At 42.1% G+C, this 24,931-nt stretch carries 18 protein-coding genes, 11 tRNA genes, 1 rRNA gene and 1 pseudogene; 29 read left to right on the top strand and 2 right to left on the bottom strand.

Annotated elements, in window-relative coordinates:
- From EDM56_RS28585 to rocF, 13 genes are all read left to right on the top strand, one after another.
- Positions 1-97, top strand: a 23S ribosomal RNA gene (locus tag EDM56_RS28585); the annotation flags it as partial.
- A gap of 76 nt (positions 98-173) precedes the next feature.
- Positions 174-248 (top strand) — tRNA-Asn (locus EDM56_RS28580).
- 1 nt (position 249) lies between these two features.
- A tRNA-Thr gene (locus EDM56_RS28575) sits at positions 250-325 on the top strand.
- 8 nt (positions 326-333) lie between these two features.
- A tRNA-Glu gene (locus tag EDM56_RS28570) sits at positions 334-410 on the top strand.
- 8 nt (positions 411-418) lie between these two features.
- A tRNA-Val gene (locus tag EDM56_RS28565) sits at positions 419-494 on the top strand.
- A gap of 20 nt (positions 495-514) precedes the next feature.
- Positions 515-599: transfer RNA gene (locus EDM56_RS28560), tRNA-Tyr, on the top strand.
- A gap of 12 nt (positions 600-611) precedes the next feature.
- Positions 612-686, top strand: a tRNA-Gln gene (locus tag EDM56_RS28555).
- Between the two features lie 14 nt (positions 687-700).
- Positions 701-776: transfer RNA gene (locus EDM56_RS28550), tRNA-Lys, on the top strand.
- A 16-nt stretch (positions 777-792) separates the two neighbouring features.
- A tRNA-Gly gene (locus tag EDM56_RS28545) sits at positions 793-868 on the top strand.
- A gap of 3 nt (positions 869-871) precedes the next feature.
- Positions 872-948, top strand: a tRNA-Arg gene (locus tag EDM56_RS28540).
- An 8-nt stretch (positions 949-956) separates the two neighbouring features.
- Positions 957-1,033: transfer RNA gene (locus EDM56_RS28535), tRNA-Pro, on the top strand.
- A 7-nt stretch (positions 1,034-1,040) separates the two neighbouring features.
- Positions 1,041-1,114 (top strand) — tRNA-Gly (locus EDM56_RS28530).
- Between the two features lie 242 nt (positions 1,115-1,356).
- The gene (gene rocF / locus EDM56_RS28525) at positions 1,357-2,253 is read left to right on the top strand and encodes an arginase (protein WP_122921339.1); all 897 of its coding nucleotides are present in this window, start codon (positions 1,357-1,359) and stop codon (positions 2,251-2,253) included.
- 69 nt (positions 2,254-2,322) lie between these two features.
- On the opposite strand, the gene EDM56_RS28520 is transcribed toward rocF, so the two are convergent.
- Entirely contained in the window at positions 2,323-2,484 is a 162-nt protein-coding gene (locus EDM56_RS28520; protein WP_122921338.1) for an aspartyl-phosphate phosphatase Spo0E family protein, read from the bottom strand.
- A 195-nt stretch (positions 2,485-2,679) separates the two neighbouring features.
- Here EDM56_RS28520 and sigW point away from each other — a divergent pair, with 195 nt between their 5' ends.
- From sigW to glmS, 6 genes are all read left to right on the top strand, one after another.
- A complete protein-coding gene (gene sigW / locus EDM56_RS28515; protein WP_122921337.1) occupies positions 2,680-3,243 on the top strand; it encodes an RNA polymerase sigma factor SigW in 564 nt (187 codons plus the stop codon).
- Positions 3,244-3,264: 21 nt separating this feature from the next.
- Complete coding sequence (locus tag EDM56_RS28510; protein WP_122921336.1) at positions 3,265-3,888, top strand: zf-HC2 domain-containing protein; 624 nt, start codon at positions 3,265-3,267, stop codon at positions 3,886-3,888.
- Positions 3,889-4,014: 126 nt separating this feature from the next.
- Entirely contained in the window at positions 4,015-4,827 is an 813-nt protein-coding gene (gene cdaA / locus EDM56_RS28505; protein WP_122921335.1) for a diadenylate cyclase CdaA, read from the top strand.
- On the top strand, positions 4,820-6,055 hold the full coding sequence (locus EDM56_RS28500) for a CdaR family protein (protein WP_122921334.1): 1,236 nt from the start codon (positions 4,820-4,822) through the stop codon (positions 6,053-6,055). Before cdaA ends, EDM56_RS28500 begins: the two co-directional genes overlap by 8 nt.
- A gap of 49 nt (positions 6,056-6,104) precedes the next feature.
- A complete protein-coding gene (gene glmM, locus EDM56_RS28495; RefSeq protein WP_122921333.1) occupies positions 6,105-7,451 on the top strand; it encodes a phosphoglucosamine mutase in 1,347 nt (448 codons plus the stop codon).
- Positions 7,452-7,876: 425 nt separating this feature from the next.
- Positions 7,877-9,709, top strand: coding sequence for a glutamine--fructose-6-phosphate transaminase (isomerizing) (gene glmS, locus EDM56_RS28490; protein WP_122921332.1), 1,833 nt, complete (start codon positions 7,877-7,879; stop codon positions 9,707-9,709).
- Between the two features lie 174 nt (positions 9,710-9,883).
- Here the strand turns inward: glmS and EDM56_RS28485 are convergent, their stop codons facing one another.
- Positions 9,884-10,462, bottom strand: coding sequence for a helix-turn-helix domain-containing protein (locus EDM56_RS28485; protein ID WP_183192630.1), 579 nt, complete (start codon positions 10,460-10,462; stop codon positions 9,884-9,886).
- A gap of 163 nt (positions 10,463-10,625) precedes the next feature.
- Here EDM56_RS28485 and EDM56_RS28480 point away from each other — a divergent pair, with 163 nt between their 5' ends.
- The 10 genes and pseudogenes from EDM56_RS28480 to EDM56_RS28435 all read left to right on the top strand — a co-directional run bounded on the left by EDM56_RS28480 (position 10,626) and on the right by EDM56_RS28435 (position 24,909).
- Positions 10,626-11,459 (top strand): TnsA endonuclease N-terminal domain-containing protein, encoded by an 834-nt coding sequence (locus EDM56_RS28480; protein WP_122921330.1) that lies wholly within the window; start codon positions 10,626-10,628, stop codon positions 11,457-11,459.
- Positions 11,437-13,542, top strand: a complete 2,106-nt coding sequence (locus EDM56_RS28475) for a Mu transposase C-terminal domain-containing protein (RefSeq protein ID WP_122921329.1) — start codon at positions 11,437-11,439, stop codon at positions 13,540-13,542. Before EDM56_RS28480 ends, EDM56_RS28475 begins: the two co-directional genes overlap by 23 nt.
- Complete coding sequence (locus tag EDM56_RS28470) at positions 13,535-15,205, top strand: ATP-binding protein (protein WP_122921328.1); 1,671 nt, start codon at positions 13,535-13,537, stop codon at positions 15,203-15,205. Before EDM56_RS28475 ends, EDM56_RS28470 begins: the two co-directional genes overlap by 8 nt.
- Positions 15,206-15,218: 13 nt before the next feature.
- Positions 15,219-17,105 carry a TnsD family Tn7-like transposition protein gene (locus EDM56_RS28465; RefSeq protein WP_183192629.1) on the top strand — a complete coding sequence of 629 codons (1,887 nt, stop codon included), beginning with the start codon at positions 15,219-15,221 and terminating at the stop codon, positions 17,103-17,105.
- A gap of 147 nt (positions 17,106-17,252) precedes the next feature.
- The gene (locus tag EDM56_RS28460) at positions 17,253-18,707 is read left to right on the top strand and encodes a dsDNA nuclease domain-containing protein (protein ID WP_122921326.1); all 1,455 of its coding nucleotides are present in this window, start codon (positions 17,253-17,255) and stop codon (positions 18,705-18,707) included.
- A complete protein-coding gene (locus EDM56_RS28455) occupies positions 18,707-19,357 on the top strand; it encodes an ABC-three component system middle component 4 (RefSeq protein ID WP_122921325.1) in 651 nt (216 codons plus the stop codon). Before EDM56_RS28460 ends, EDM56_RS28455 begins: the two co-directional genes overlap by 1 nt.
- On the top strand, positions 19,344-21,371 hold the full coding sequence (locus EDM56_RS28450) for an AAA family ATPase (protein WP_246009574.1): 2,028 nt from the start codon (positions 19,344-19,346) through the stop codon (positions 21,369-21,371). Before EDM56_RS28455 ends, EDM56_RS28450 begins: the two co-directional genes overlap by 14 nt.
- Before the next feature lie 558 nt (positions 21,372-21,929).
- A pseudogene (locus EDM56_RS28445) lies at positions 21,930-23,188 on the top strand (amidase family protein); the annotation flags it as partial.
- A gap of 272 nt (positions 23,189-23,460) precedes the next feature.
- Positions 23,461-24,033, top strand: a complete 573-nt coding sequence (locus tag EDM56_RS28440; RefSeq protein WP_122921323.1) for a TetR/AcrR family transcriptional regulator — start codon at positions 23,461-23,463, stop codon at positions 24,031-24,033.
- A gap of 24 nt (positions 24,034-24,057) precedes the next feature.
- Positions 24,058-24,909: an amidohydrolase family protein gene (locus EDM56_RS28435; RefSeq protein WP_122921322.1), complete on the top strand. Its 852-nt coding sequence runs from the start codon at positions 24,058-24,060 to the stop codon at positions 24,907-24,909.
- Positions 24,910-24,931: the final 22 nt, after the last annotated feature.

Genomic DNA, 24,931 nt, shown 5'->3' with positions numbered 1-24,931 from the left:
GTAAGACCCCTCATAGACGATGAGGTTGATAGGTTCGGTGTGGAAGCGCGGTAACGCGTGGAGCTGACGAATACTAATCGGTCGAGGGCTTATCCACAACAATCCATAGCAATGACTTGCGTGTCCAGTTTTGAAGGAACAAGCTACATAAGCATTCTTTCAACTTGATGCATTCCTCAGTAGCTCAATGGTGGAGCAACCGGCTGTTAACCGGTAGGCTGGCGGTTCGAGTCCGTCCTGAGGAGCCATGCTCCTGTAGCTCAGTCGGTAGAGCGTTTCCATGGTAAGGAAGAGGTCGCAGGTTCGATTCCTGTCGGGAGCACCATCTAGTAAGGCCCGTTGGTGAAGCGGTTTAACACAGCAGCCTTTCACGCTGTCATACAGGGGTTCGAATCCCCTACGGGTCACCATTTATTTCGGAGGCTTAGCTCAGCTGGGAGAGCATCTGCCTTACAAGCAGAGGGTCGGCGGTTCGATCCCGTCAGCCTCCACCATTTGTATTACTATATGTTTCGGGGAGATAGCGAAGTGGCTAAACGCGGCAGACTGTAAATCTGCTCCCTCTGGGTTCGGCGGTTCGAATCCGTCTCTCCCCACCAGTTTTTGTTTGATGGGGTATAGCCAAGCGGTAAGGCAACGGACTTTGACTCCGTCATTCCTAGGTTCGAATCCTAGTACCCCAGCCATTTTCTCATATTGAGAGCCATTAGCTCAGTTGGTAGAGCATCTGACTTTTAATCAGAGGGTCGAAGGTTCGAGTCCTTCATGGCTCACCATGTATTTTAAAAATGTGCGGACGTAGCTCAATTGGTAGAGCGTCGCCTTGCCAAGGCGAAGGTCGAGGGTTCGAGACCCTTCGTCCGCTCCATATGTGCCCTTAGCTCAGCCGGATAGAGCGTTTGACTACGAATCAAAAGGTCGGGAGTTCGAATCTCTCAGGGCACGCCATTATATGTCGGGAAGTAGCTCAGCTTGGTAGAGTACTTGGCTTGGGACCAAGGGGTCGCAGGTTCGAATCCTGTCTTCCCGACCATTTTCATGCGGGTGTAGTTCAATGGTAGAACTCCAGCCTTCCAAGCTGGTCGCGTGGGTTCGATTCCCATCACCCGCTCCATACATAAAAGAAACAGCAGCTGAATTCAGCTGCTTTTTTGTTTTGGAAAAACAGGGATCATATATGGTTAAAGTTGGTTGCGAAAACCGTGTGCATTTCAGGAAAACGGCATGCATTTTTTGTTGGTTTTCCCTGATTTATTGCGGATTATGCTTATATTCATGCAAAATTGTGTCGAGTTGAGTCATTTGCCCAATCAAGGCTACAATAACAAGGTAGCTTAGGAAGGGATGGGTGACAGAATGAATAAAAACGTTTCCATTATTGGAGTTGGAATGGACTTAGGAGCGGATCGCCGCGGTGTTGATATGGGGCCAAGCGCCATTCGCTATGCTGGTGTTGTAAAGCGTTTGGAGGGAATGGGTTTCTCCATTAAAGACATTGGCGATATCGTCGTCAACCGTCCGAACCAACTGGTTAGCACAGACCACCACAAATACCTTGACCAAGTGGTTGAGGCGAACACGACTTTGGCAGCTGCAGTTAGCAAAGAAATGGCAGAGGGGCGTTTTCCTCTGGTGCTGGGCGGTGACCATAGCATTGCGATGGGTACGATTGCCGGCGTTACACAGCATGTGAAAAACCTCGGCGTAATCTGGTTTGACGCTCACGGCGACCTAAACACAGGTGATACGACACCTTCTGGCAATATTCACGGTATGCCGCTCGCAGCAAGCCTTGGCCTCGGCCATGAGCGCCTGGTGAACATCGGCGGTTTTGCGCCGAAGATCAAGGCAGAGAACGTTGTTGTTCTGGGAGCGCGTGACCTGGATGCAGGTGAGCGCGCCTTGATCAAGGAACGCGGCATCAAAGTGTTCACCATGCACGAGATCGACCGTTTGGGCATGGCTCGCGTGATGGAAGAAGCGATCGCACATGTAAGCAAAAATACAGACGGCGTTCACCTGAGCTTTGACTTGGACGGTCTGGATCCTCACGAAGTACCGGGTGTTGGCACTCCTGTTCTCGGCGGAATTTCCTATCGGGAAGGCCATCTGGCCATGGAAATGTTGGCTGAATCTGATGTTCTGGTATCCGCTGAATTTGTAGAAGTCAATCCGATTCTGGATCGTGAAAATGTAACAGCGCGCGTCGCAGTGGCAATGATGAGCTCTGCTTTTGGCGATAAGCTGCTGTAAGCGTATAATCAAACGAAAGCGTGAGAAATAAAAAAAGAGGGGACGATTCCTCTCTTTTTTCTTTTTATGTTAGTGTGTTTTGCGCACTGATGAAGGGAGTTGATTGAGCAGTTGGTCCAGCTTTACGCTGAGGTCAAGCAGCTCTGGCGTAATGGCCGAATGCTTTTTGTACTGGTCATTCATTTTCTTGCGGAGCGCTTCTATTTCGTCAAATACCATGTGCTTGGACATTATGACAACTCCCCTTTTTATGGTATTGTATAAAGAAGTTACCACACTTAGTATATAAATAAACCTTGTTTTTATTCCGAAAATTGGGCCGTAGCCGTTTGCCCATATTTTACTATATAAATTGGGACGAAAAAATTGAAACCGGACGTGAAATGCATCGTATAGTAAAGGTACGGTAATGCCGGGGAGGATCACATGGATTTTGTAGAGAAACGATTGACGGCAAGAGCCAAACGGGGCGACCGCGATGCCTTTGTCGAATTGATCGAGATATACAAGGATAAGATTTTTCAATTGGCTTACCGCATGGTGGGCAATCGTCAAGAGGCGGAGGACATAGCACAAGAGACTTTTTTACGTGTGTATGCAAACCTTCATACGTATGACGATAGTTACAAATTTTCAACATGGATTTATCGCATAGCCACAAACCTGTGTATCGACCGTGGGCGCAAAAAACGACCGGATTTCTCCATCGACGAGGAAGCGGAAGGCACCGAAGGCCTCGATTGGCACTCCCGCCTTTCTTCAAAGGAGCAAACGCCGGAGGAAAAAGTGGTCACGCAAGAATTGCAGGAAACTGTGCAGGATGCATTGTCGAAACTGGCGCCTAAATATCGTTCCGTCATGGTATTGCGCTATATCGAAGACCTGTCGCTGCAAGAAATCAGTGAGGTATTAAAGTTGCCGATTACCACGATCAAAACGCGTATACACCGTGGGCGAGAGGCGCTTCGCTCAAAGCTTCGTTTTATGTAACAGAAAGGAGAGTCATCCGAGATGGATTGCAGAGATTCGATTGTCATGATTCATGAATGTTTAGATGGCGATATGGATGAATACGCCAATCTGCAGTTGCAAACGCATCTCAAGGAATGTCCGCGGTGCCACACACATATGCACGATCTGCAAAAGGCGATTGTTTTTGTGCAGAGTGCTACCCATATACAAGTGTCGGCTGATTTTACCGCACGAGTCTTGGCTCAATTACCCGCACCGAGAAAAGGGCATCGTTTGTCAAATTGGCTCAGGCAGCATCCATTCCTCACCGCTGCAGCTGTGTTCTTAGTCATGATGATGGGAAGTGTGACGGCAACGTGGTTTGAACCTGATGATACGCTTCAGGTATCAGCTAACAATATCGATAAGCTCAAAATTGACCACGAGCGCAACATTGTCGTGGTGCCGGCCGGAACCACGGTAGACGGTGACCTTATCGTCCGCAACGGAAGTGTGGAAGTGCAAGGAGAGGTGCGCGGCGACGTCGTTGCCATTGAGGGGAAAGTGTTCCTTGCCTCGACAGCCCAGGTCGCCGGTGATACGGAATCGGTCGAAGCGATATTCGATTGGGTATGGTATCAGCTGAAAAATATCGGAAATGACTTGCTTCCGGCCTTCCCTTAAGCGAAAATAAGAAATAGCAGTTACATGAGCGCGGCACGTACTTGCCGTGCTTTTTTCAGCGAGATACCGCTACCTATGAAATATAGAAGAGATATTGAGTTGGAGCGAGAATGTGGGGGCATCGCTATGATTTCTCTTAATTACGGTGATGTAATCCGGTATGCGATCGACATATTGTTGGTTACATACGTCATTTATAAATTAATCATGTTGATTCGCGGCACCCGGGCGGTTCAATTGCTGAAAGGGATCATGGTGATCATCATCACTTGGCTTTTGAGCAAGTATTTCCAGCTGACGACTCTTCACTGGCTGATGTCGCAGGCGTTTACCTTCGGGGTATTGGCGCTTGTAATCATTTTTCAGCCGGAGCTGCGGCGCGCACTGGAACAGCTGGGACGGGGGAAGCTCTTTTCACGAACCAGTACCGTTGACGAGGAAGTCGTTAGCCGCATGGTGCAAGAGGTATGCAAATCAACAACATATATGGCGAAACGTCGGATTGGCGCACTGCTTGTAATTGAAAAGGATACAGGACTGAATGACTACGTAGAGACAGGCATCTTGATTAACGGCAAGGTTTCTTCAGAACTGTTAATCAATATTTTTATACCGAATACGCCGCTGCATGACGGCGCCGTTATCCTACGCAAGGATACGGTGATGGCAGCGGGGTGTTATCTCCCTTTGACCGAAAATCCTACGATTTCCAAGGAATTGGGGACGCGGCACAGAGCCGCGATCGGGATGAGTGAGGTATCCGACGGCTTATCCATCGTTGTTTCCGAGGAGACAGGACAGGTGTCGTTTGCCTGTAACGGCCAAGTCCATCGCAATTTGACGGAGGAGCAGCTATCGGAAATTTTGTTGGAACAGCTGGATTCGCAAATTAGCAAATCCATGGCAGGTCGTTGGCAATGGAGGCGAAAGCATGGATAAATGGTTGAACAGCCGTTGGTTTGCGCGTGCCATCGCTTTGTTGCTCGCAACGATGATGTGGATGGTCGTAAACCTGGAGTCGGATGGTGTGGCGCCAACCGATGCAACGCAACCGCTATTCATCGATGGCGTCAACCTGAAGGTGCTTTATGACACGGATAACGTGGAAGTGGTAAAACAGCCGAAAACGGTCAAAATTGCCATCGAGAGCAGCAATCCGTTTTATAAGCACAATTTCATCCCACCTGATTCGTATGAGGTCTTTGTAGATCTTAGGGGGCAGGGAAAAGGAACACATCGCGTTCCGGTTTTGTACAAGGGTTTTCCAGAAGGGACGAAAGTAGGAATTATTCCGAGCACGGTTGACATCACCTTGGAAGAGAAACAGACCGTGGAGAAGGAAGTCAGTGTAGAATTATTGGGTCAGGCTGCGCCGGGCTACAAAGCGGGTGAGCCGATCGTCAAACCGTTCAAAGCGCATGTCAGGGTTCCAGCCAGCCAAGCGAACAGCATCGCAGGCGTGCGGGCCTCCGTCAACCTGGATGGAGCGACGGAACCGATCAATACGACCGTGCCACTCAAGGTGGTGGACAAGTACGGGAACGTCCTTCAGCATGTGGAGGTCAATCCGCTTACGGTCGAGGTTAATGTTCCGGTGACAAGCCCATTTGCCAAAGTACCAATAAAATTGAACTTGACGAATGACTTGCCGGATGGCTATAGTTTGGCTAGTGTGGAAAAGAATGTGGAAGAAGTGACCGTGTACGGACCGAAAGAAGTGATCGATACGATGAAGCAAAGCACGTATCCAGGTCCGGAGATTGATTTGAGTAAAATAAACTCAGATCGTCTGGTGCAGCTGAAAATGCCGCTTCTCGATAAAGTAGTAAAAGTGGAGCCGGAATATTTGGAGGTCTCTTTCAAGGTTGCACCATCCAAAACGAAGCGACTGGAAAAGGTACCGTTGCGGATTACCGGTTTGTCCGAAAATCTGCAGGCCAAAGGATTCTCCGCTGCCGGTCAGGAAATTACGACGATTGATTTTGATATAGTGGGTGCTGAGCAAAATCTGGACCATGTGTCGCCAGAAGACGTGCAGGTAGTTGCGGATGTCAGCAACTTGCCGGTTGGCGTACATGAAATCCCGATTGTCTACAATCTGCCGCCGTATTTGAAAGCAGCAAGCACGGCGTTGAAGCAAGTAACCGTGGAAATCACAAGCAAGTAATGGGCGACATAAGCTACTGTGTGTAAAAGGATAGAAATGAGGGACAAGGATGGGGAAGTATTTCGGAACAGATGGCGTACGTGGTGTGGCGAATGCTCAACTGACGCCTGAATTGGCGTTCAAAGTGGGCAGAATCGGTGGCTACGTATTGACACGCAACAAGCAAGAGGGCAAGCCAAAGGTAGTCATCGGAAGAGATACTCGCATGTCTGGACAAATGCTGGAAAATGCTTTGCTTGCGGGTTTATTGTCAGTAGGTGCTGAAGTGGTTCGCTTGGGCGTCATTTCTACCCCGGGTGTGGCTTATCTAACCCGTGCGTTGGGAGCTGATGCAGGCGTGATGATTTCTGCATCACACAATCCGTTCCCTGATAATGGAATCAAGTTCTTTGGCAGCAATGGGTTCAAGCTGTCCGATGAAATGGAAGGCGAAATCGAGCAATACCTGGACGCAGCGGAAGACAACTTGCCGCGCCCGACAGGAGAGCAGATTGGGACTGTCCTTGAATTCCTGGAGGGTGGTCAAAAATATCTTTCTCATTTGAAAAACTCCGTTACCGAACGATTCGATGGCTTGAAGGTTGTGCTGGACTGCTCCAATGGCGCGGTATCGTCGTTGGCTGCGCGTCTGTTTGCTGACGTTGAGGCAGAAGTGATCACGATGGGCGCTAATCCGAACGGTGTCAACATCAACGAGCAATGCGGTTCCACGCATCCTGAGCGTTTGCAGGAGGAAGTCATTAAACATAAAGCGGATCTCGGCCTCGCTTTTGACGGTGATGCTGACCGTTGTATTGCTGTCGATGAAAATGGCGAGCTGGTGGATGGCGACTATATCATGGCGATTTGCGCACGTGCGCTGAAAGCCAAAGGCAAGCTGAACAACAACACGATCGTGACAACCGTCATGGCGAATCTGGGCTTTTTCAAAGCGATGGACGAGTGCTCGATCAATACGACGAAAACGGCTGTCGGTGACCGTTATGTCGTGGAAGAAATGGTCCGCGGCGGTTATAACCTGGGCGGTGAGCAGTCTGGTCACATCATCTTCCTCGATTACAACACGACGGGAGACGGTCTGCTGACAGGGTTGCAGCTGTTGAATATCATCAAGGAGACCGGGAAGCCACTGTCTGAGCTGAAGCAAGTGATGACCAAATTCCCGCAAATTCTGGTGAACGTGCCTGTTGCTGATAAGAGCAAACTTACTGGCAACGAGGCGATTGAGGAAAAAATCAAGGAAGTGGAAGCAGAGCTGGCTGGCAATGGCCGCGTGCTTGTGCGTCCATCCGGTACGGAGCCGATCGTCCGCGTCATGGCGGAAGGTCCGGATGCAGGTGAATTGAACCTGCTGGTATACCGTATCGTTGAAGTCGTGAAACAAGAACTGGCGTAATGACATAGACAAAGGGAGTGGCACGTTGCCGCTCCTTTTTGCATATTTTTTTGTATAGAGAAAAAAAGCATTTTGTGTTAAGGTAGGAGGGGACGAAATCGGTGGGGGAAAGGAGGAGAAAGAAAAGACGGGCCACTTTCAGATCCACATAAGCGCCAGCACTGTGGCTGCCCGACATGGAGCACAGTGGACGAGGTGGAGGTTTATCGAACATTCGGCGGATGCCTCCCGGTAGCATAGGATCACTACCGACAAACGCAGGGACAAAACAGCGGGGTAACCTGCTGCACAATACCGGCGTATGATACCTAGGAACGTTGATTTGATTACGATAAAAAGCAAATGAGATGGCGGGGGCACACCCCGTTGGATAACAAGAGCCTCTGGGCTGTGTCCCCGTTAAATTGGGAAGGGGACTATTACACATGTGCGGAATTGTTGGATATATTGGAGATAAAAATGCGCAGGAGATTATTGTTGGCGGTTTGAGCAAGCTGGAATACCGCGGATATGATTCAGCTGGGATTGCTGCCCTGACGGCAAACGGACTCACATACGAAAAGGCGAAAGGCCGCCTGGCTGTGCTGGAAGAGCGTCTGAAAGATCACCCGCTTACGGGGACGGTAGGAATTGGACATACCCGTTGGGCTACACACGGTAAGCCATCGGATGAGAACTCTCACCCGCATACGGATGAAAAGCTACAGTTCGCTGTTGTGCATAACGGCATCATCGAGAATTTCCTTTCGATCAAGGAAGAGTTGATTTCCAAAGGGTACAACTTCACATCTGAGACGGATACGGAAGTAATCGCTCACCTGTTGGCCGACATGTATGACGGCGATCTGGTTGGGACGGTTCGCCGTGCTGTGGCGAAAATGCGAGGTGCTTATGCCCTGGGGATCATGTCTTCGCACGAACCTGATAAGCTGATTGCTGTGCGTCTGGCAAGCCCATTGATCGTAGGTGTGGGCAACGGGGAGAGCTTTATCGGTTCGGACATTCCTGCGATGCTGGAGCATACGCGTGACGTGCATATCTTGAACGAGGGCGAGATGGCTGTACTGACTCGCGACGGTGTCGAACTGTTCTCTGCAGAGACAGGTGAAAAAGTGGAGCGCGCGTTGTTCCATGTCGATTGGGATTTGGTGCAAGCGGAAAAAGGCGGCTTCGATTCCTTTATGTTGAAAGAGATCAGTGAGCAGCCTCAATCGGTACGCGACACAATGGGTGCGCGCATCGACAGCGAAACCAAGCAGATCGTTATGCCTGAGCTGAAAATGAGCAATGAGCAGCTGTCAGCATATGACCGTATTTATATCGTTGCGTGCGGAACGTCGATGCACGCAGGACTCGTCGGGAAGGATGTCATCGAGAAGCTGACTCGCGTGCCGGTTGAAGTCGCAGTCGCTTCCGAATTCCGTTACCGCGACCCGATCTATACGGACAACACGTTGATGATCGTCATCAGCCAATCCGGTGAAACGGCGGACACGTTGGCAGCGCTGCGTGAAGCGAAGAAGAGCGGTGTAACCGTAATGGCCGTCACCAACGTCGTGGGCAGCTCGGTATCCCGCGAGGCAGATGAAGTGATCTTTACATGGGCTGGCCCAGAAATCGCCGTAGCGTCGACCAAAGCGTATACGAGCCAAGTGGTTGCGCTCTACCTGTTTGCACTCTATTTTGCACAGGTGAAAGGCACACAAACCGCCGAGCAAGTAGCGGAAATCGTCGATCATATGCTGGATTTGCCAGAGGCTATCTCGGAAATTTTGGCCGATTCGGCGAAAATCCGTGACTTCGCGAACAGCATCAAAGACGTGAACAGCCTGTTCTTCATCGGACGCAGTCTCGACTATGCGGCTTCTCTTGAAGGTTCGCTGAAGCTGAAAGAGATCTCGTACATTCACTCCGAGGCGTATGCAGCGGGTGAGCTGAAGCATGGTACACTCGCACTGATCGAAGAAGGCGTGCCGGTCATTGCGCTGGCAACTCAGCCGGATATTTATGAGAAAATGGTCAGCAACATCGTTGAGGTAAAAGCGCGCGGTGCTCGCGTTCTGGGCTTTGCCGTCGAATCCGATAACGAGCTGATCAAATCGGTTGATGAAGTAATTCACATTCCAGCAACCCTGCCTATCCTGACTCCAGTATTAACCGCCATCCCATTGCAGCTGCTCGCTTACCACGCATCTGTGGCAAGAGGGCTGGATGTCGATAAGCCGCGGAACTTGGCGAAGAGCGTTACGGTGGAGTAAGTCGGGGAAATAGAAAAAGTTTAGTGTAGAATACAAACAAAGTTGTGAACTTGACAACAAAGTTGTAAACCTGACAACAAAGTTGTAAACTCGACAACAAAGTTGTAAACCGAAAATAAATGTTATAAAAAAAGGTATGGTGTATACGCCATACCTTTTTTGAATTATTATTGTCTACTTACTGTTAGATTTGCTTTTGGAGAGTAATTCTCCAAAAGTAGATATCAATTCTTTAGTAGTTGACCAATCAATTCCACATTTTTTGATTTCTTCGTATGTTCCACGTAACTCATAACAATTCCAAAGTAAAATTCGCATTCGTTGAAGAATAATGTATGGCAGTAGTTCGGTATTGCAAAAATCCTCAGGTGAAACATTATTGTTACTGTTTATAAAATATATTATTTCTTTTAATTCCCCTTCTTTCTCTAAATCTACGATGACTCCCCAACTATTAGTATCTTCAATGTTGTTTATTGATTTACCCCATAAAACCACAATATGCTCATGAAACTTTAACAATCCTTCAATGGAATGGTCATACTTGATTGTCTTTTGGGAAGTAACCAATAGCGAGACTTCCATATCCAGAGCTTTGGCAATGCTTTCAATTAATTTGAATGTAACATCTCGCTTTCCGGTTTCTATTTGACTAATGCTTGATGGGCTAGATTTGCTTAGTGCAGCGAGTTCGTGTATAGATAAACCTTTTAATTTTCTGTATCTTCGAATGTTTTCTCCGAGATAACTCACTAAGATTCCTCCTTAATGCTTAATAACTCTATCTTAACCATATATGAGGGAGAATAGTGTTCACTAATCGAAAAATAAATATTTTCGTATAGTGAATATTAGTGATAATATATGATAATAATAATGATACTATTCCCAGTGAGATAGGGGCTAGTTAATAGCTATGAAAAATAAGATTGTAAGCAATAGTAATCAAGCTAAAGATAAATTTGGTCAATTAACTGGTAAGAACTATAAACCGTCGCTTACAGTTAGGAGCTTCTCTTCAGAAGGAAATGCGATTAGAGCATTTGGATATACATCGGGTAGAGAACACCATCTCTTATCTAATTTAGAATACTACTACTTCTTACTATTAGATTGGAACGAAAGTGTCGTTGACATGAGGGAGCAATATCCGCTAAGTATCGAAGAAACGATAAGAATAGCGGAAAGTAAAGGAATACCGCATCCAAAACAAAAAAATAAGAACCCTGTTGTAATGACTAGTGATTTCAATATTACGGTTATCCGTGATGGAAGAAAACAATCAATCGTAAGAACGGTAAAACCTTCAATTAAATTAGAGGACAAAAGAACAATTGAAAAATTTGAGATAGAAAGAGCGTATTGGCAAGAACACGGTATTTCGTGGGGAATTGTCACGGAGAAGGAACTACATTTACCTCTAATTAAAAATATTGAGTGGGTACGGTCGGCAACTGAGTTAGATGTATTAGACACAGATGCTGATAATGAAGTTGATATAATGCTTGAGGTCTTAAAGGAAAGACTAATGCGTCACAATAGCTCTATTTTGAGAATAACCTCTAGTCTTGATGATGATTTCAAGGTCTCAAAAGGGGTGTTTTTAACACTCTTTAGACATCTCATTGCGAGAAGAATTATCAAAATAGATATGTTAAACGAAATCAATTTAAACCATAGTTACTTTGGTAATTTAGAATTTATCACCGGAACTGGGGGGAGTAATAATGCATCCCAAATTAGCAGTTAATATGATTATCGTTAGAAGAACGCATGAGGATGTTCTTTGCAAAGAGAGAATCCTATATATAGATACTAATACTGACACTATGTACTTAATAGATATCGATATGCGACTTGCGTTTCCTTACCAACGAAAAGTTTCAGATGTACTTAACGAATTGCAATGTGGAATATGTGTAGTTCAGGATAACGACCCTAAAGCGATTGTAATTTCAGAAGCTGACATACCCCAGCTTTATAAAGATAAACGTGATAATGCATGGGGACTTATCAAAGCTGCGGTAAAAGATGAGCCAGATATTTATATAGAAGATAGCAGAGGAAAAATCATAAAAATTTTGATGAAGCAAAATAAGATAAGTAAGGTTACATTGTACAAGTATTTTCGGAAGTATTGGCAAAGAGGAAAATCTCCCAACTCATTGTTACCCAATTATCAAAATTGCGGTGTTCGGGAGAGGACATTAGTTGGGAAAAAGACAGGTAGACCATCTCGTTTTCGAGAAAAAATCGGTGATGGTGCTAATGTAACAGAAGAAATGAAAAAAATTTTTCGGATTGCTGTCGCTAGATTTTATATGAATAAAACAAAAAACTCATTGAGCTATACATATACTCAAATGTTAAAGGAGTATTTTTATGACGAGGAAACAATTCCAACTCTACGACAATTTAGATATTGGTTTAATAAGGAAATTAAACGCAAAGACAAAATTATCGCTAGGGAAGGTAAGAAAAAATACAACCTAGGAAGTAGACCTGTTTTGAGCAATTCACATGAACAGTTGATAGGACCAGGCTCTGTTTATCAAATCGATGCGACAATTGCGGATGTTTATATCGTCAGTCGATATAATAGAACGCAAACAATTGGACGTCCAACTTTATATTTTGTAGTGGATGTATTTTCGCGAATGATTACAGGAGTGTATGTGGGACTTGAAAATCCTTCGTGGAATGCCGCGATGATGGCTCTAGCAAATGCTTTTTCAAATAAAGTAGAGTTTTGTAAACAGCTTGGAATTGATATTACGGAAGATATGTGGAATGCACAATACCTTCCAGATACGATAGTTGCTGACAGAGGTGAGATGTTAAGTGGTTTTGCTGATACATTGGCAAACTCCTTACAAATACGCGTCGTTAATACTCCAGCATATCGCCCTGATTTAAAAGGTATTGTTGAAAGGACCATTAGAACTGTTCAAGAGTTGCTAAAGCCATTTTTGGCTGGCTATGTTCATAAAGATGCAGGTGAGAGAGGTGTAACTGACTACAGGAAGGAAGCTAAGCTTGACCTTTATCAGTTTACAAGAATGGTCATTTACGCTGTGCTCTACTTAAATAATGACAAAGAAATGAAGAAATACCCACTTAGCAAAGAAATGATAGCAGATGGTGTAGAACCATTGCCTAGGCAAATATGGGAATGGGGATTACAAAATCGCTCTGGTAGTTTACGAGCCTGTTCTGAAGAACTTGTGAAGCTTAATTTAATGCCGAGGGGAAAAGCGACGATTACTTTTCAAGGGATAATTTTTAAAGGGAAAAGTTATAGTTGTCAAGAGGGAATAGAAGAAGGATGGTTTGAGAGAGCTAACAAGAACTCTTGGCGTGAAGAGGTGGCATATGACCCGCGTAATGCAAAGAATATCTATCTAATTAGAAATAATGGGAGGGATTTTATTACTTGTAGCCTTCTTCCAAAAGAAAAGGAGCATTTTGAGATGACATTTGATGAGATTCTACATCTCAATGAATGCTTAGAGTTAAACTCTCAGCTTAGAAAGAATGCGCAGCTCCAGCATAAAATTGATTTTTTCAAAAGAATGGAGGAAATTCGGGATGAAGCAGAAAGCGAATCACCTAAAGAAAAAGTCAAAACAAAAAATATCAAAGCGTTTAGGAAAGTAGACAAAGAAAAAAATCGTGAGAAAGAAGCACTCCACTTAAATCGGCAGAAGACTGAATCCGAAAAAAAAGGGGGGGTACTAAAAGCAGATAATGTAACAAGCATAAAGGATGAGACGGAAGTGTCCGTGATGGATTTAATTCGGAGCAAACAAAAGGAGAATTGGAGTTTTGACTAATGGTGGGTTTGTACAAATTCCGAATGGTTGTGTTGCCGAATTAGCTACTTATAAAGAACAAGGGGTACTTGATTACGAGGACAATCCAATCATTGAAGCATTGCCTCCAATTCTTGATATGGGAGAAGTAATTGATGCTCTTACTTTATATCCCAAATATCATCCTAATGAGCGAAAATCAGATGATAAGTATAAGCTACATCTAGTTCGTAGATTAGGTAGATATTTTCAACCGACTACGAAGCATATTGAATTAGAGCAGCGAATATCGGTATGTATTCGACAGGGATATATAAGTCGAAATCCGCTTGGTAAATTACATGCACTCAGATTGCAAAAAGGGAACAAAGCACTTAAAGAAAAAGAAGGGATAACTAGTGTTTTTGGTGATATAAGAAACACAGGAAATGGATTTGCGATTATTGGGACGTCAGGTATGGGAAAAACAACATCAGTTGAACGGGTTCTCTCTATGTATCCAAAGGTTATCATTCATCATGAATATAAAGGAACCCCACTTTCTTTATATCAGGTTACTTATCTTAAATTGGATTGCCCCTACGATGGAGCGTCGCTCAAAGGATTGTGCATTTCGTTTTTTCTGAAAATGGACGAGTTGCTTGGAACCAATTATTCCCATAAAGTTGTAGCTAGGCGAATTTCTGTAGAAGAAATGCTTAAATATATGGTTCAAATAGCTTCAAATCACTGCCTAGGTGTATTAATTATTGATGAAGTTCAACATTTACATTCAGCTGCCCAAGGTGGGGCAGATAAAATGCTTAATTTCTTTGTTACTTTAGTAAATACGATTGGAATTCCAGTTATTTTAATTGGAACACAAAGAGCATTGGGAAGTCTACAGAGTCAATTTCGTCAGGCAAGAAGAAGTGCGGGTCAGGGAGATATGGTATGGGACCGTATGAATAAGGATGAAGAATGGGATACCATCATGGAACTTATGTGGGAATATCAGTGGACAAAAGCGGTCACGCCATATACAGACCAAATAAGCAGTGTCCTCTACGAGGAAAGCCAGGGGATTACAGATATAGCTGTTAAGCTTTATATGCTTGCACAGATACGGGTAATTTCGTCAAGCCTAGAGAAAATAACCCCAGACCTTATTCGAAAGGTTGGGAGGGAGAATTTGAGGCTTGTACAACCATTTCTTCAAGCATTGAGAAATGGCGATATCGAATCACTTACGAAGTTTGATGATATTCGACCAGTGGATATAGAGTCATACATTCAAAATAAACTTAGCGAGTTAGATAAAAAGTCGGTAATACGTCTCCATAAGGAAGCTCTCAAAAAGAAACAAGAGTCTGAAAGGGAGAATATACTAGAGGAATTGATTATAAGACTGATATCGATGGGTGTTTCGGATTCGGATGCAAAAAAAGCTGCAAAAGAAGCTATTAGTGAATTGGGAATTGAGGTGTCAATAAATGAACTAGCTCGAAAAGCGGGGGAAAATGCTTTTACGAATTCAAGACAGAAATCCGCGGAAATTAAAAAAAAGAAATTAAATCAAAAGGAGACCATAAAAGATGAGAACGATTTAAGATATGTGATTCTAAAAAAGAACCAAGAAATTACTGCCTACGATGCTTTGAAGGAAGCAGGTTACATTCTAGACCCGTTCCAGGAGCTGGCATAGAGGAGATTTGACTGTGCTCACCTATTTTCCAACACCGTATAGAGATGAGTTGTTATATAGCGTACTAGCTAGGTATCACGTTAGAGCTGGAAATATTTCACCCAAAGTAACAATGAGTGAGCTTTTTGGGAAGTCCAGTACGAGGTCTAGCGTTGATTTTCAAGCAAATTTAACAGCGCTTGTTAAGAGATTACCGATAGGCTCGGTCTATACGGAAGATGAATTCATTAGGAACCACTCTTTACTTCCTTTGTACCTGCCCTTTTTAGACCAAAAGAAATCACAAAAAGCTATAAGCTTAGTAATGGGCGAGGATGGAAGGGGAATTCGTGCACTAGTAGGTGTAACAGCTAGTTCGGTATCTGCTATTACGAGTTTACAATTCTGTGGTGATTGTTTCATACAAGACCGAGAACAATATGGAGAAGCTTATTGGCATCGTATACACCAGGTGTCGGGAGTGCTTGTATGTCCTGAGCATGGGAGTAGGTTGCTCAAAAGTAATCGGCTCCTCCAAGATGTCAATCAACATGAATTTATTCAAGCTGACGATGAGAATATAGAAATGTGTACTTATGTAATAGATGATTCTATCGATACTCGTGTATTACAACGAGTTGCTAATGAGATGCGTTGGTTGTTGAATGCTTCTTTAACGCCATTTCATGAAAACTATCTGCGACAACAATATACTAAAGTTCTCCAAAGTAAAGGACTTGCTTTACCATCAGGAAGAGTTCGTAAAAAGGAGCTAATAAAGGCTTTTTGTGATATTTTTCCGCAGGACATACTTCAATTGTTACAGTCAGAAATTGACGAGACGTCAGACCAAACCTGGTTAAGTGCGATTGTTCGAAAACATCGGAGAGCCTTTCACCCTATTCGTCATGTCCTCATGATGAGCTTTTTATGCGGTTCAACAGAAGACTTTTTTACTGGGAAAGGAATTAAAGAGCCCTTTGGAAACGGGCCATGGAAATGCTTTAACCCTGTAGTCAATCATTTTGAACAAGAAGTAGTCCACGCTAAAGAAATCACCTATTGCTATGACTCTAAGAAAGTAGTGGGTCAATTTACATGTTCTTGTGGCTTCAGTTACTCAGTAAGAGAGAAGATTGGGAAGGAAATTCAACGAAAAGACATCAAGATATTGTGCTATGGGGAAGTGTGGGAGCAAAAACTAAAAACGCTTATACAGGAGAGGGCAACATTAGAGGTCATGTCGACTGCTCTAAGAGCAGATACAGAAACCTTAAAAAAACAGGCAATAAAATTGGGTATAGCAGGGAAATGGAAATTGTTAAAGGGAAGAAAAAATCAACTAATAGAAAATTTCCCTAAGGAAGAAAGCGGTACTGAATACCAAGACAAATGGTTGCAACTATTAATTGATTTCCCTGACGATGGAATTAATAAATTACGTTTGAGGGCTCCGCACATATATGCATGGTTGTATCGATGTCGCAAGGAATGGTTAAAAGAAAACTCCCCTAAAGAAAAAGGAAAAATTCAGCTGAGGGCAAGAGTTGATTGGAATCAAAGAGACGAAATGTTACTATCTCTTCTTCATGAGATTCTTACAAAGTGGGATGAATCGGAAGCTGACAAGCTTTTGCAAAAGACATTTAAATCAATCACAAGAAAAACGGGTAAACAAAGTTGGTTTGAAAAAGTACCTCAGAAAATCCCACGAAGTGTAGAGTACGTGAGCACTGTTGTCGAAAGCAAAGATGAATTTCAAATAAGAAGGGTAAAAAGGGTAATAAGTAGATTAGGAACAGAATTTGATGTTGTCAGGGAATGGCAAGTATATCGTTTATCAGGTATAAACTCTAAATTAGCGTCCTCCAGAGTGAAAAAATTTATCGAAATAGCTCTTGAAAATCAAACTATGATATAGCAGAGGCGAACGGACTTAAACCGCAATGGTTTAAGTCTGTTTTAATCTATGACCTATTAAATACAATGTATTGGGAAAAAGGAATACGTGGTAAAATATGTCGAAAGAAAGCTATTTGAAAAACATAGAATAAATAGGAGTAATATCATGGTAAATAATGAATTATCCATTTTCCAAAAAACTACTGATGCTATTGCTACTAATAGAGGGTTTCTTTATCAATATTTGGTGACTCTTAATACTTGGGTCAATGCATATATTAAAAGCATTGATACTAAGATTTATTGTGAGACGGAAGATGATATTAAGGAATTAAACACTTCCACTAACACTGTGAATTTCACACAAATCAAATGTTATTCAAGTGATTTTAGTTTAAAGAGTGATGATATTCAAAAGGCATTGTTTAATTTTTTTATATTGTATTCTAAGTATGACTTCGAATATGTAGGAGAATTCTTTTTTGTTACAAATAGCTCTGTGAAGAAAAGGTCCGACCTTTTATTAGAATGGGTAGATGCATCAAATCCAATTTCAGATGATTTAATGTCAAAGATAATCCCAGTCGTACAAGAATTACTTAGTTCTGTTTTGTGTTCAGAAAAAGATTCTATTATCGCCAAATACACTAAGATGATAAAGACGAGGGAAGGCAAAAAGTCTGGGGATAAGTCGAATGATGAAGTGTTGGAAAAAGAGATTGCTGAGTTAGTAGAAAAGATGGAATTTATCGAAAGTGAATACAGTAAATCACAATCCGCAATCGTAGATGAAGAGAATATAAAAGCTTTTATTCAAAAAATTAGGTTCTCATTTGAAAATGAAGAACCTGAGGATTCTATTGAAAGTATTAGAAAAAGGAATTTAGAGTTAATAATAACGATTCCAAAGTTGAAGTGTCTCCCAAATGTAATGCAGGCACGATTATTAACAGAAGTTTATAATAAATCATCTCAATCAGACATTGAGAACAGAGTTCTCACAATTGGCTTGTTAAATCAAATTATAGATGAATCTCTTGAGGAGATTTCAAATAATGTTGATAGCACTTTAACGAATTTTTTAAATAGCCGATTTGATACCTTAGAGGGTATGGTTGCTACCCTTTTGAGTCGAGAAGTAACGGGAGATGAGAGGAAAACAGTATATGAGCTCCCTATTATTATAGATGAAGTCAGAATTAATGAGGTAACAGAACAGGATACTGAAAAGCAAAGTAACCTTGAAAGGAAGATTAGAGCTATGGGGATTGAAGATGCGGATGAGTCAGATTCTATCTTAGAGCTTGCTACTCAATCTCGATGCTCGTACTTGATACATTTAGACAAGTTACAAATAGCTGGTCTTAATCAAGAGTATCAAGATTTAAAACAGCTTGAATATAAGGTAAGAAGGTTATGCCTTACTGCTGTACAGGAAAATAAAAGGAAAAATAATTTCGACCCAGTCGATTTTTGGGTGAAGTTTCAGGATACGTTAAGTGATGCTGCAATAGACTTTGGCAAGTTAAAGTCAGTGGACATTGATGAAGAGGTTGTATATGCACAAATGTATCAGATTGCAGCTGAGTGTCCGTTAAGATGGACAAAGGAGAAAGTATAATGGAACACAAAATAAACAACAAATTTATACAAGCTTTAATGAATAGTAAAGTTCAAATGGAAGTAGAGCCTATTGAAAATCAAATATTATATGTTAAACCTGATGATGATTATGACTTTCATACGTACAGATTATTACTTTTAATAAATGTTTGTGGATTGGTTGTTGAGTCTGTTTCAACAACACCACTACTATATGGAAGAAGTAAATTTGCGTTTTATGACTTCCTAATAAGATATCCATTTTATTTAGAAAAGGTAATTAATAATAGTAAAAAGAAAAAACTAAGCGATAAACTTAATTTAAATGATTATGAAAAAGTAGACGCTTTTTCTCCAATGATAAATTATTTACGAGGTCCTTGGGACCCTCGTTACGATAGTATTTTTAATTATATGGTAAGTAAAAATTTAATCCAAATAAAGTATACGAAAATCACTCCATCAGGTGATAAACAATTTTGCATTATTCTTACTGACCTTGGCATGGAAATCTCTAATGAAGTCCATGAAATTGAAGGGAAATGGGTACATAGAATGGAGATAATAAATGAAATATTCCCTAAAAAATCAACAAATGCAAGGATAGATAAATATATTGCTGAGTTCTTTCCAGAGTTAATATTGGGTGGTGGTAATGATGTATATTGAAGCGATAAAAATAGATATCACAACCGAAAGTAAGAAAAAGTATGGATGTTATGTTAGTTTCGTAAAAGAGGACGGGGAAAAACGGCAGGTTAATCTCATTTATGGCAAAAATAATCTGGGGAAGAGTACACTTATTAAAAGTATTATTTATGCCTTAAATGGAGAAGATTTATACGGGAAGAGTACATGGAGTGATACAAATTTCCCTCCGATAATGAAAGTAATAGATGGTGAAGCAGTTATTGAAAACTTTATATACTTACAAATAATAAACCCTGAGTCTAAAAGGGTTGTTATAAGGCGTGATGCTTTAGGTAGGGAAGAAACAGTTGTTGTATTTCAAGATGTCGACATTGCAGATATTCATAAGGCAACTAAAATAGATTATTACAAGGCTAAGAAGGATACTGGAATTGAGGGTAATAAAACATTTCAAAATTTTTTATTTGAGTTTTTTAAAATACCGGAAATCCAATTTGAGGGTTCGAAGATATATTTTCAAAACATTATGCCTTTGTTTGTCGTACCTCAGACGGCATGGGATGATATTCAAGCTGCAAACCCTAACTATAATATACCCGATGTAAAACATAAGGCTTTTGAGATAATACTAAATTTGAGTAGCGTTCAAAATATCACGGAAAAATTACGACTGAAGTTATTAAAAAATGAATTGAAAGAGAAGAGGACTTCACGAGATGATGTACATGAAATTATAAGTCTTTTTAAATACAAGAGTACTGAGGAAATAAAGAGTGCCGTAAAAGTAATTGAGCAGGAGGTTGAAGAGTATCATACAAGACTTAAAGAGCTGGAGTCCGGTAATATCCAGCTGGATGGTTCAGTACAACCTTATAGGGAAGACTATCGGAAATTAAAAAATGTGATAAGACGCTATAAAGAGCAGATTAATGGGTTAAGTCGAGAAATTAATGAATATTACTATCGAATAAATAAAATTAAACTTGATATTGAAAAGATTGATAAATTAAAGACAGCGAAAAAGCTCATATCTTCTCTTCCAATAGAAAACTGTCCGCATTGCTTAAATCAAGTATTGATTGACGAAGTGTATGAAATAGATACAAATAACTGTAGCTTATGTGGTAATCAATTCAAATTAGCGAATATATCTAAAAGTGAACAACTATACGGATATTTGTTAGATGAGATGAGGGATTTTGAAAGAATAAAGAATAGAAAGGAACTGGAGAAACATGAGGTTGAAAGCAAGCTATTTTTGTTAGAACTTGATATAGAAGAAATAGAAAAAACCATTAATGAAATTAATTTTGACCTAAAGCCCAATTATCTCAAACAGTACCAAGGATATTCGAGTGAGATTGGACGATTAAATAATACCCTGATAAATCTTAAAAGGGAGAATGAAATAATAACTAAATATGAAGCGATTGAAAATCAGATAATTACTTTATCTGAAGAAATAGCAGAGTTAGACAAAAAGCTTAAAGAGACCGAAAATGATACAGTGGATTCAGAAAAGCTACAATTGTTCGAGGATACTTTTAAGGAAATTTTAAGAGGGTTTGATTTCCTTAAAGAAGGTTTTGATAATAAAAAATTAGAAGAGATAAATGAAAAAATTTTTAGGGCAATAAAAATTGATAGAGATGATTTCAAGCCTAAGATAGAGGGGAAAAACTTATACAATATTACATCTAGTAGTGGTCTTATTCGAATTCTGATTTCATATTACTTGGGCTTACTAGTTACTTGTTTAAAAAGTAAGCATCGAACTAACCATCCATTAATCCTTATTCTTGATGAACCTCGGCAACAAAATCTTGATGAAGAAACCTTTGTAAAATTTACTGAATTAGTAATGGAGCTGGTTAAAGACAAAAAATTAAACAACAATTTTCAAATAATTTTCACTTGTGGTGATAAAGGTGTACTTACTTCAAGTGAGACGGCATTAGACTTAGGTGTCGATAGACATTTGATTCAACTTATAGAAGTGGGGAAGAAGAGTAATGACCCATCTAATCCTTAGTCGACATAAAGGGGAGTTGAATTTTAGTTCAAATTAAAATGGAACGTAGTTAAGTAGTAGGTGAAGAAGGATTATTGAAAACAAACTGCAATAAGAATGTAAAGTGCAAACATAACCGTTCTTTACCGCTAGTTTACAACTTTGTTTGTACTATTCGATTTCGGAGCAAGCGAAACTCAGTTTACAACTTTGTTTGTCGTAATTTCTACGTTCCTTATAAGATGCGGGTTTTTAATGATGTTTTAGTTTACAACTTTGTTTGTTCTCTACATTTAGTTGTTGTGTTCAGTGACATTAGAGTTACTAAATTGACATTAGAGTCGTTAAATTTACATTAGAGTCGTTAAATTTCCGAAATCTAATGATCAAGGCTGTCCGGGTAATAATGCATGAACATAAATTATCACCGACTGTAATTTATGTTGGCCCTGCCTTGCTACAGTTCACTTTACTGTAGCAAGGTTTCTTTGTGTTTAAAAATGACTGAAATTTAGCTTTAAATTTATTATGGAAAATCCGTACATGTGATTATGCTATGACCACTGTTGTTCGAAACCGCTTCACGGCATCCCGATCTTGCTCAAGGACAATATTGATACAGGTGACCGCATGCATACTAGTGCCGGTTCGGTTGCTCTTGCTGAACATTTCGCTCCAAAGGATTCGGCCGTGGCCGCACAATTAAGGGCTGCGGGATGTGTATTCCTTGGTAAGGCAAACATGACGGAATGGGCTAACTTTATGTCGGGCACGATGTGGGCGGGGTATAGCTCCAGGGGCGGTCTGACGCTTAATCCTTATGGGCCCGGCGAGTTGTTTGTAGGAGGCTCCAGTTCGGGCTCTGGCGCGGCGGTTGCCGCGAATCTGTGTGCCGCTGCCATTGGCACAGAAACTTCGGGCTCGATCATCAGCCCGTCCTCACAAAACGGCATCGTCGGTATAAAACCGACTATCGGGCTCGTTAGTCGTACAGGAATCATTCCGATTACACATAGCCAAGATTCGGCCGGTCCGATGACGCGTGCGGTCAGGGACGCCGCGATCTTACTCGCGGCCATGACGGCGGCAGATCCGGAAGATGCGGCTATGCTAGAGAATAGGCGAATAGCCTATACGGATTATACGCCTTTCTTGGACGCGAACGGTTTGCAAGGCGCGAGAATTGGCGTTCCACAATATTATTATCGAGGATTGGACAAAGCCCGGGTGGTGATTATCGAGCGGGCGATCACCTTGTGCAAGGAACGCGGGGCGATCGTCGTAGACCCGGTATCGTTGCCATGCGAGAGTGCGAAGTGGGACTGGGACGTGATGCAGTTCGAATTCAAAAAAGGACTGAACGACTATCTCTCTAAAGCTGGCCCCGGCGCATTCGTTCGGTCGTTAGATGAACTCATAGCCTATAACGAAGAGAATCGCGACGTCGCGCTTAAATATGGGCAGACACGCTGATCTGGTCGAATGAAACAAGCGGCACATTGTCTGAAAAGGTGTACGCCGAGAGTTTACGCCTTAACCATGAGTTATCCCGTGACCAAGGCATCGACCACGTGATACGCGAACATCGGCTGGACGCGCTGCTGTTCCTAGGCAACGAGGAAGGGATTGAATTATCCGCGCGTGCGGGGTATCCTGCCATTACCGTACCGGGCGGGTACGCAGAGACAGGCATCATCACCGAAGGCGGCTATACGACCAAAGGGCCACAGGGAATGACTTTCGTCGGAACCGCCTACAGCGAGCCTTCGCTTTTCCGTCTCGCTTACGCCTACGAACAAGCAAGCCAATACCGTTTTGCGCCGACAGATCCGGTTTAGTCTCCAATTCCGTCCGTTAAGGAACAGTAGGCTTACATCACAATAACCTGAAGGGTACGTTTGTTGAATGACACCAGCGGCAAAATCGAAGACTTTATTTTTCAAGTCTTGGTCCGCCGCTGTTTCTTTTAATGGATCAGTCTACAACTCATTTTTCAAAAGCTAACGATTTTTATCGATCGATCTGAAAAAAATAAATATTGCGAATTTATCGAACGATTGATAAAATAATTGTAAACTTCCTAACATTTATGGACTGAAAGGTGATAGGCATGGAGATAACAGAGGATATTATTATCAAAGTCGCATTGCGTCTATTTTCAAAAAAAGGATATGCTGCCACAAGTATTCGCGATATTGCGTCTGAAACGAATTTAACTTCATCGGCTTTGTATTATTATGTCGAAAGTAAAAAACACCTGTTGCTTAAAATCATTGAAAAAGGTTTGAACAAACTGATTATGGATGCGAAAAATGGACTGATCCATTTACGTGATCCTAAAGACCAATTAAAGGAACTCATTCGGATCCATGTGATTAACCATGGCCAGGAACAGCTTGCTGCATTGGTTATTGATACAGAATATCGTTCGCTTGATGGAGAAGATCGACAAAAAATCCGGGATATGAGAAGGGAATACGAAGAGATTTGGCTGGAGGTATTACGGCAAGGGAAGAACGAAGGGGTTTTTACCTACGAGGATGTAAGGCTCGCTACCTATGCTCTTATGGAAATGTGCACAGGTGTTGCACATTGGTATGTCGAGGGTGGTCGATTTACGATTGAAGAAATTGCCAATCAGTATAAGGAATTAGGTTATCGAATGGTTGCATCACTTAAATGATAATAAGAACGTAGGGGGATAAGAATGGGGATCATTGATGTGCGTGTCCGACTGCCTGAGAATTTACGTCCAAAACTATCGTCCCACCAGGAAGTGTACGGAAGATATGATGAGGTGCTGCAAGTAATCAGCAAAGGGGCAAAGACGTTAGACGAATTAATGATGGAGATGAAAGACAATGCTGTAGAATTTGCTGTCATTCATCCAGAATACGAATATGGCGAAATGGCAGATGCCTTGAATGAAGCTGTTTATGAAGTTGTATCCACACATCCTCAGACATTTGCTGGATTCGGAACAACGTCGATGAATGATTTACGGCCGATGAAATTAGTGAAACAAGTTGAAACCATTCATCAGTTTCATTTGAAAGGAGTTAATTTACAGCCTGTATTTTTTGGTGTAGATCCACTTGATCCAAGGCTATATCCTCTTTATGCGACTGCCTCAGAGCTGAATTTGATTGTATCGTTTCATACGGGGGTGCACTATTCCAAACAACATCCAATAAGCAAGAACTCGCCGTTATTTATTGACCAAATTGCTTGCGATTTCCCTGATCTGAAAATCATAGCCTGCCATGGAGGGTGGCCGTGGATAAATGAGATGGTAGCAGTAGCTAGAAGGCATTCGAATGTTTTTATCGAATTTGGCGGCATTGCTCCTAAATATGTAGGTCGCCCTGGAACCGGGTGGGACCCATTATATCAATTAATGAATAATGTACTTGCAGATCAAATTTTGTTTGGTACAGATTGGCCCGTGATGTCTTATGAAAGGGTTTTAAAAGAATGGAATGAAATCGGTTTAAAGCAAGATGTGCTTGCAAAATTAGCGTCATTAAATGCCAGAAACCTGCTGGGAATAGGATCATGATAAAGAATGGGGATGGTGTATA

The organism is Brevibacillus fluminis, from assembly GCF_003710825.1.
In the GTDB taxonomy this organism is placed as follows: domain Bacteria; phylum Bacillota; class Bacilli; order Brevibacillales; family Brevibacillaceae; genus Brevibacillus_D; species Brevibacillus_D fluminis.
Note: the sequence above shows the minus strand (reverse complement) of the source record. Positions and strands in the feature narration are given on the sequence as shown.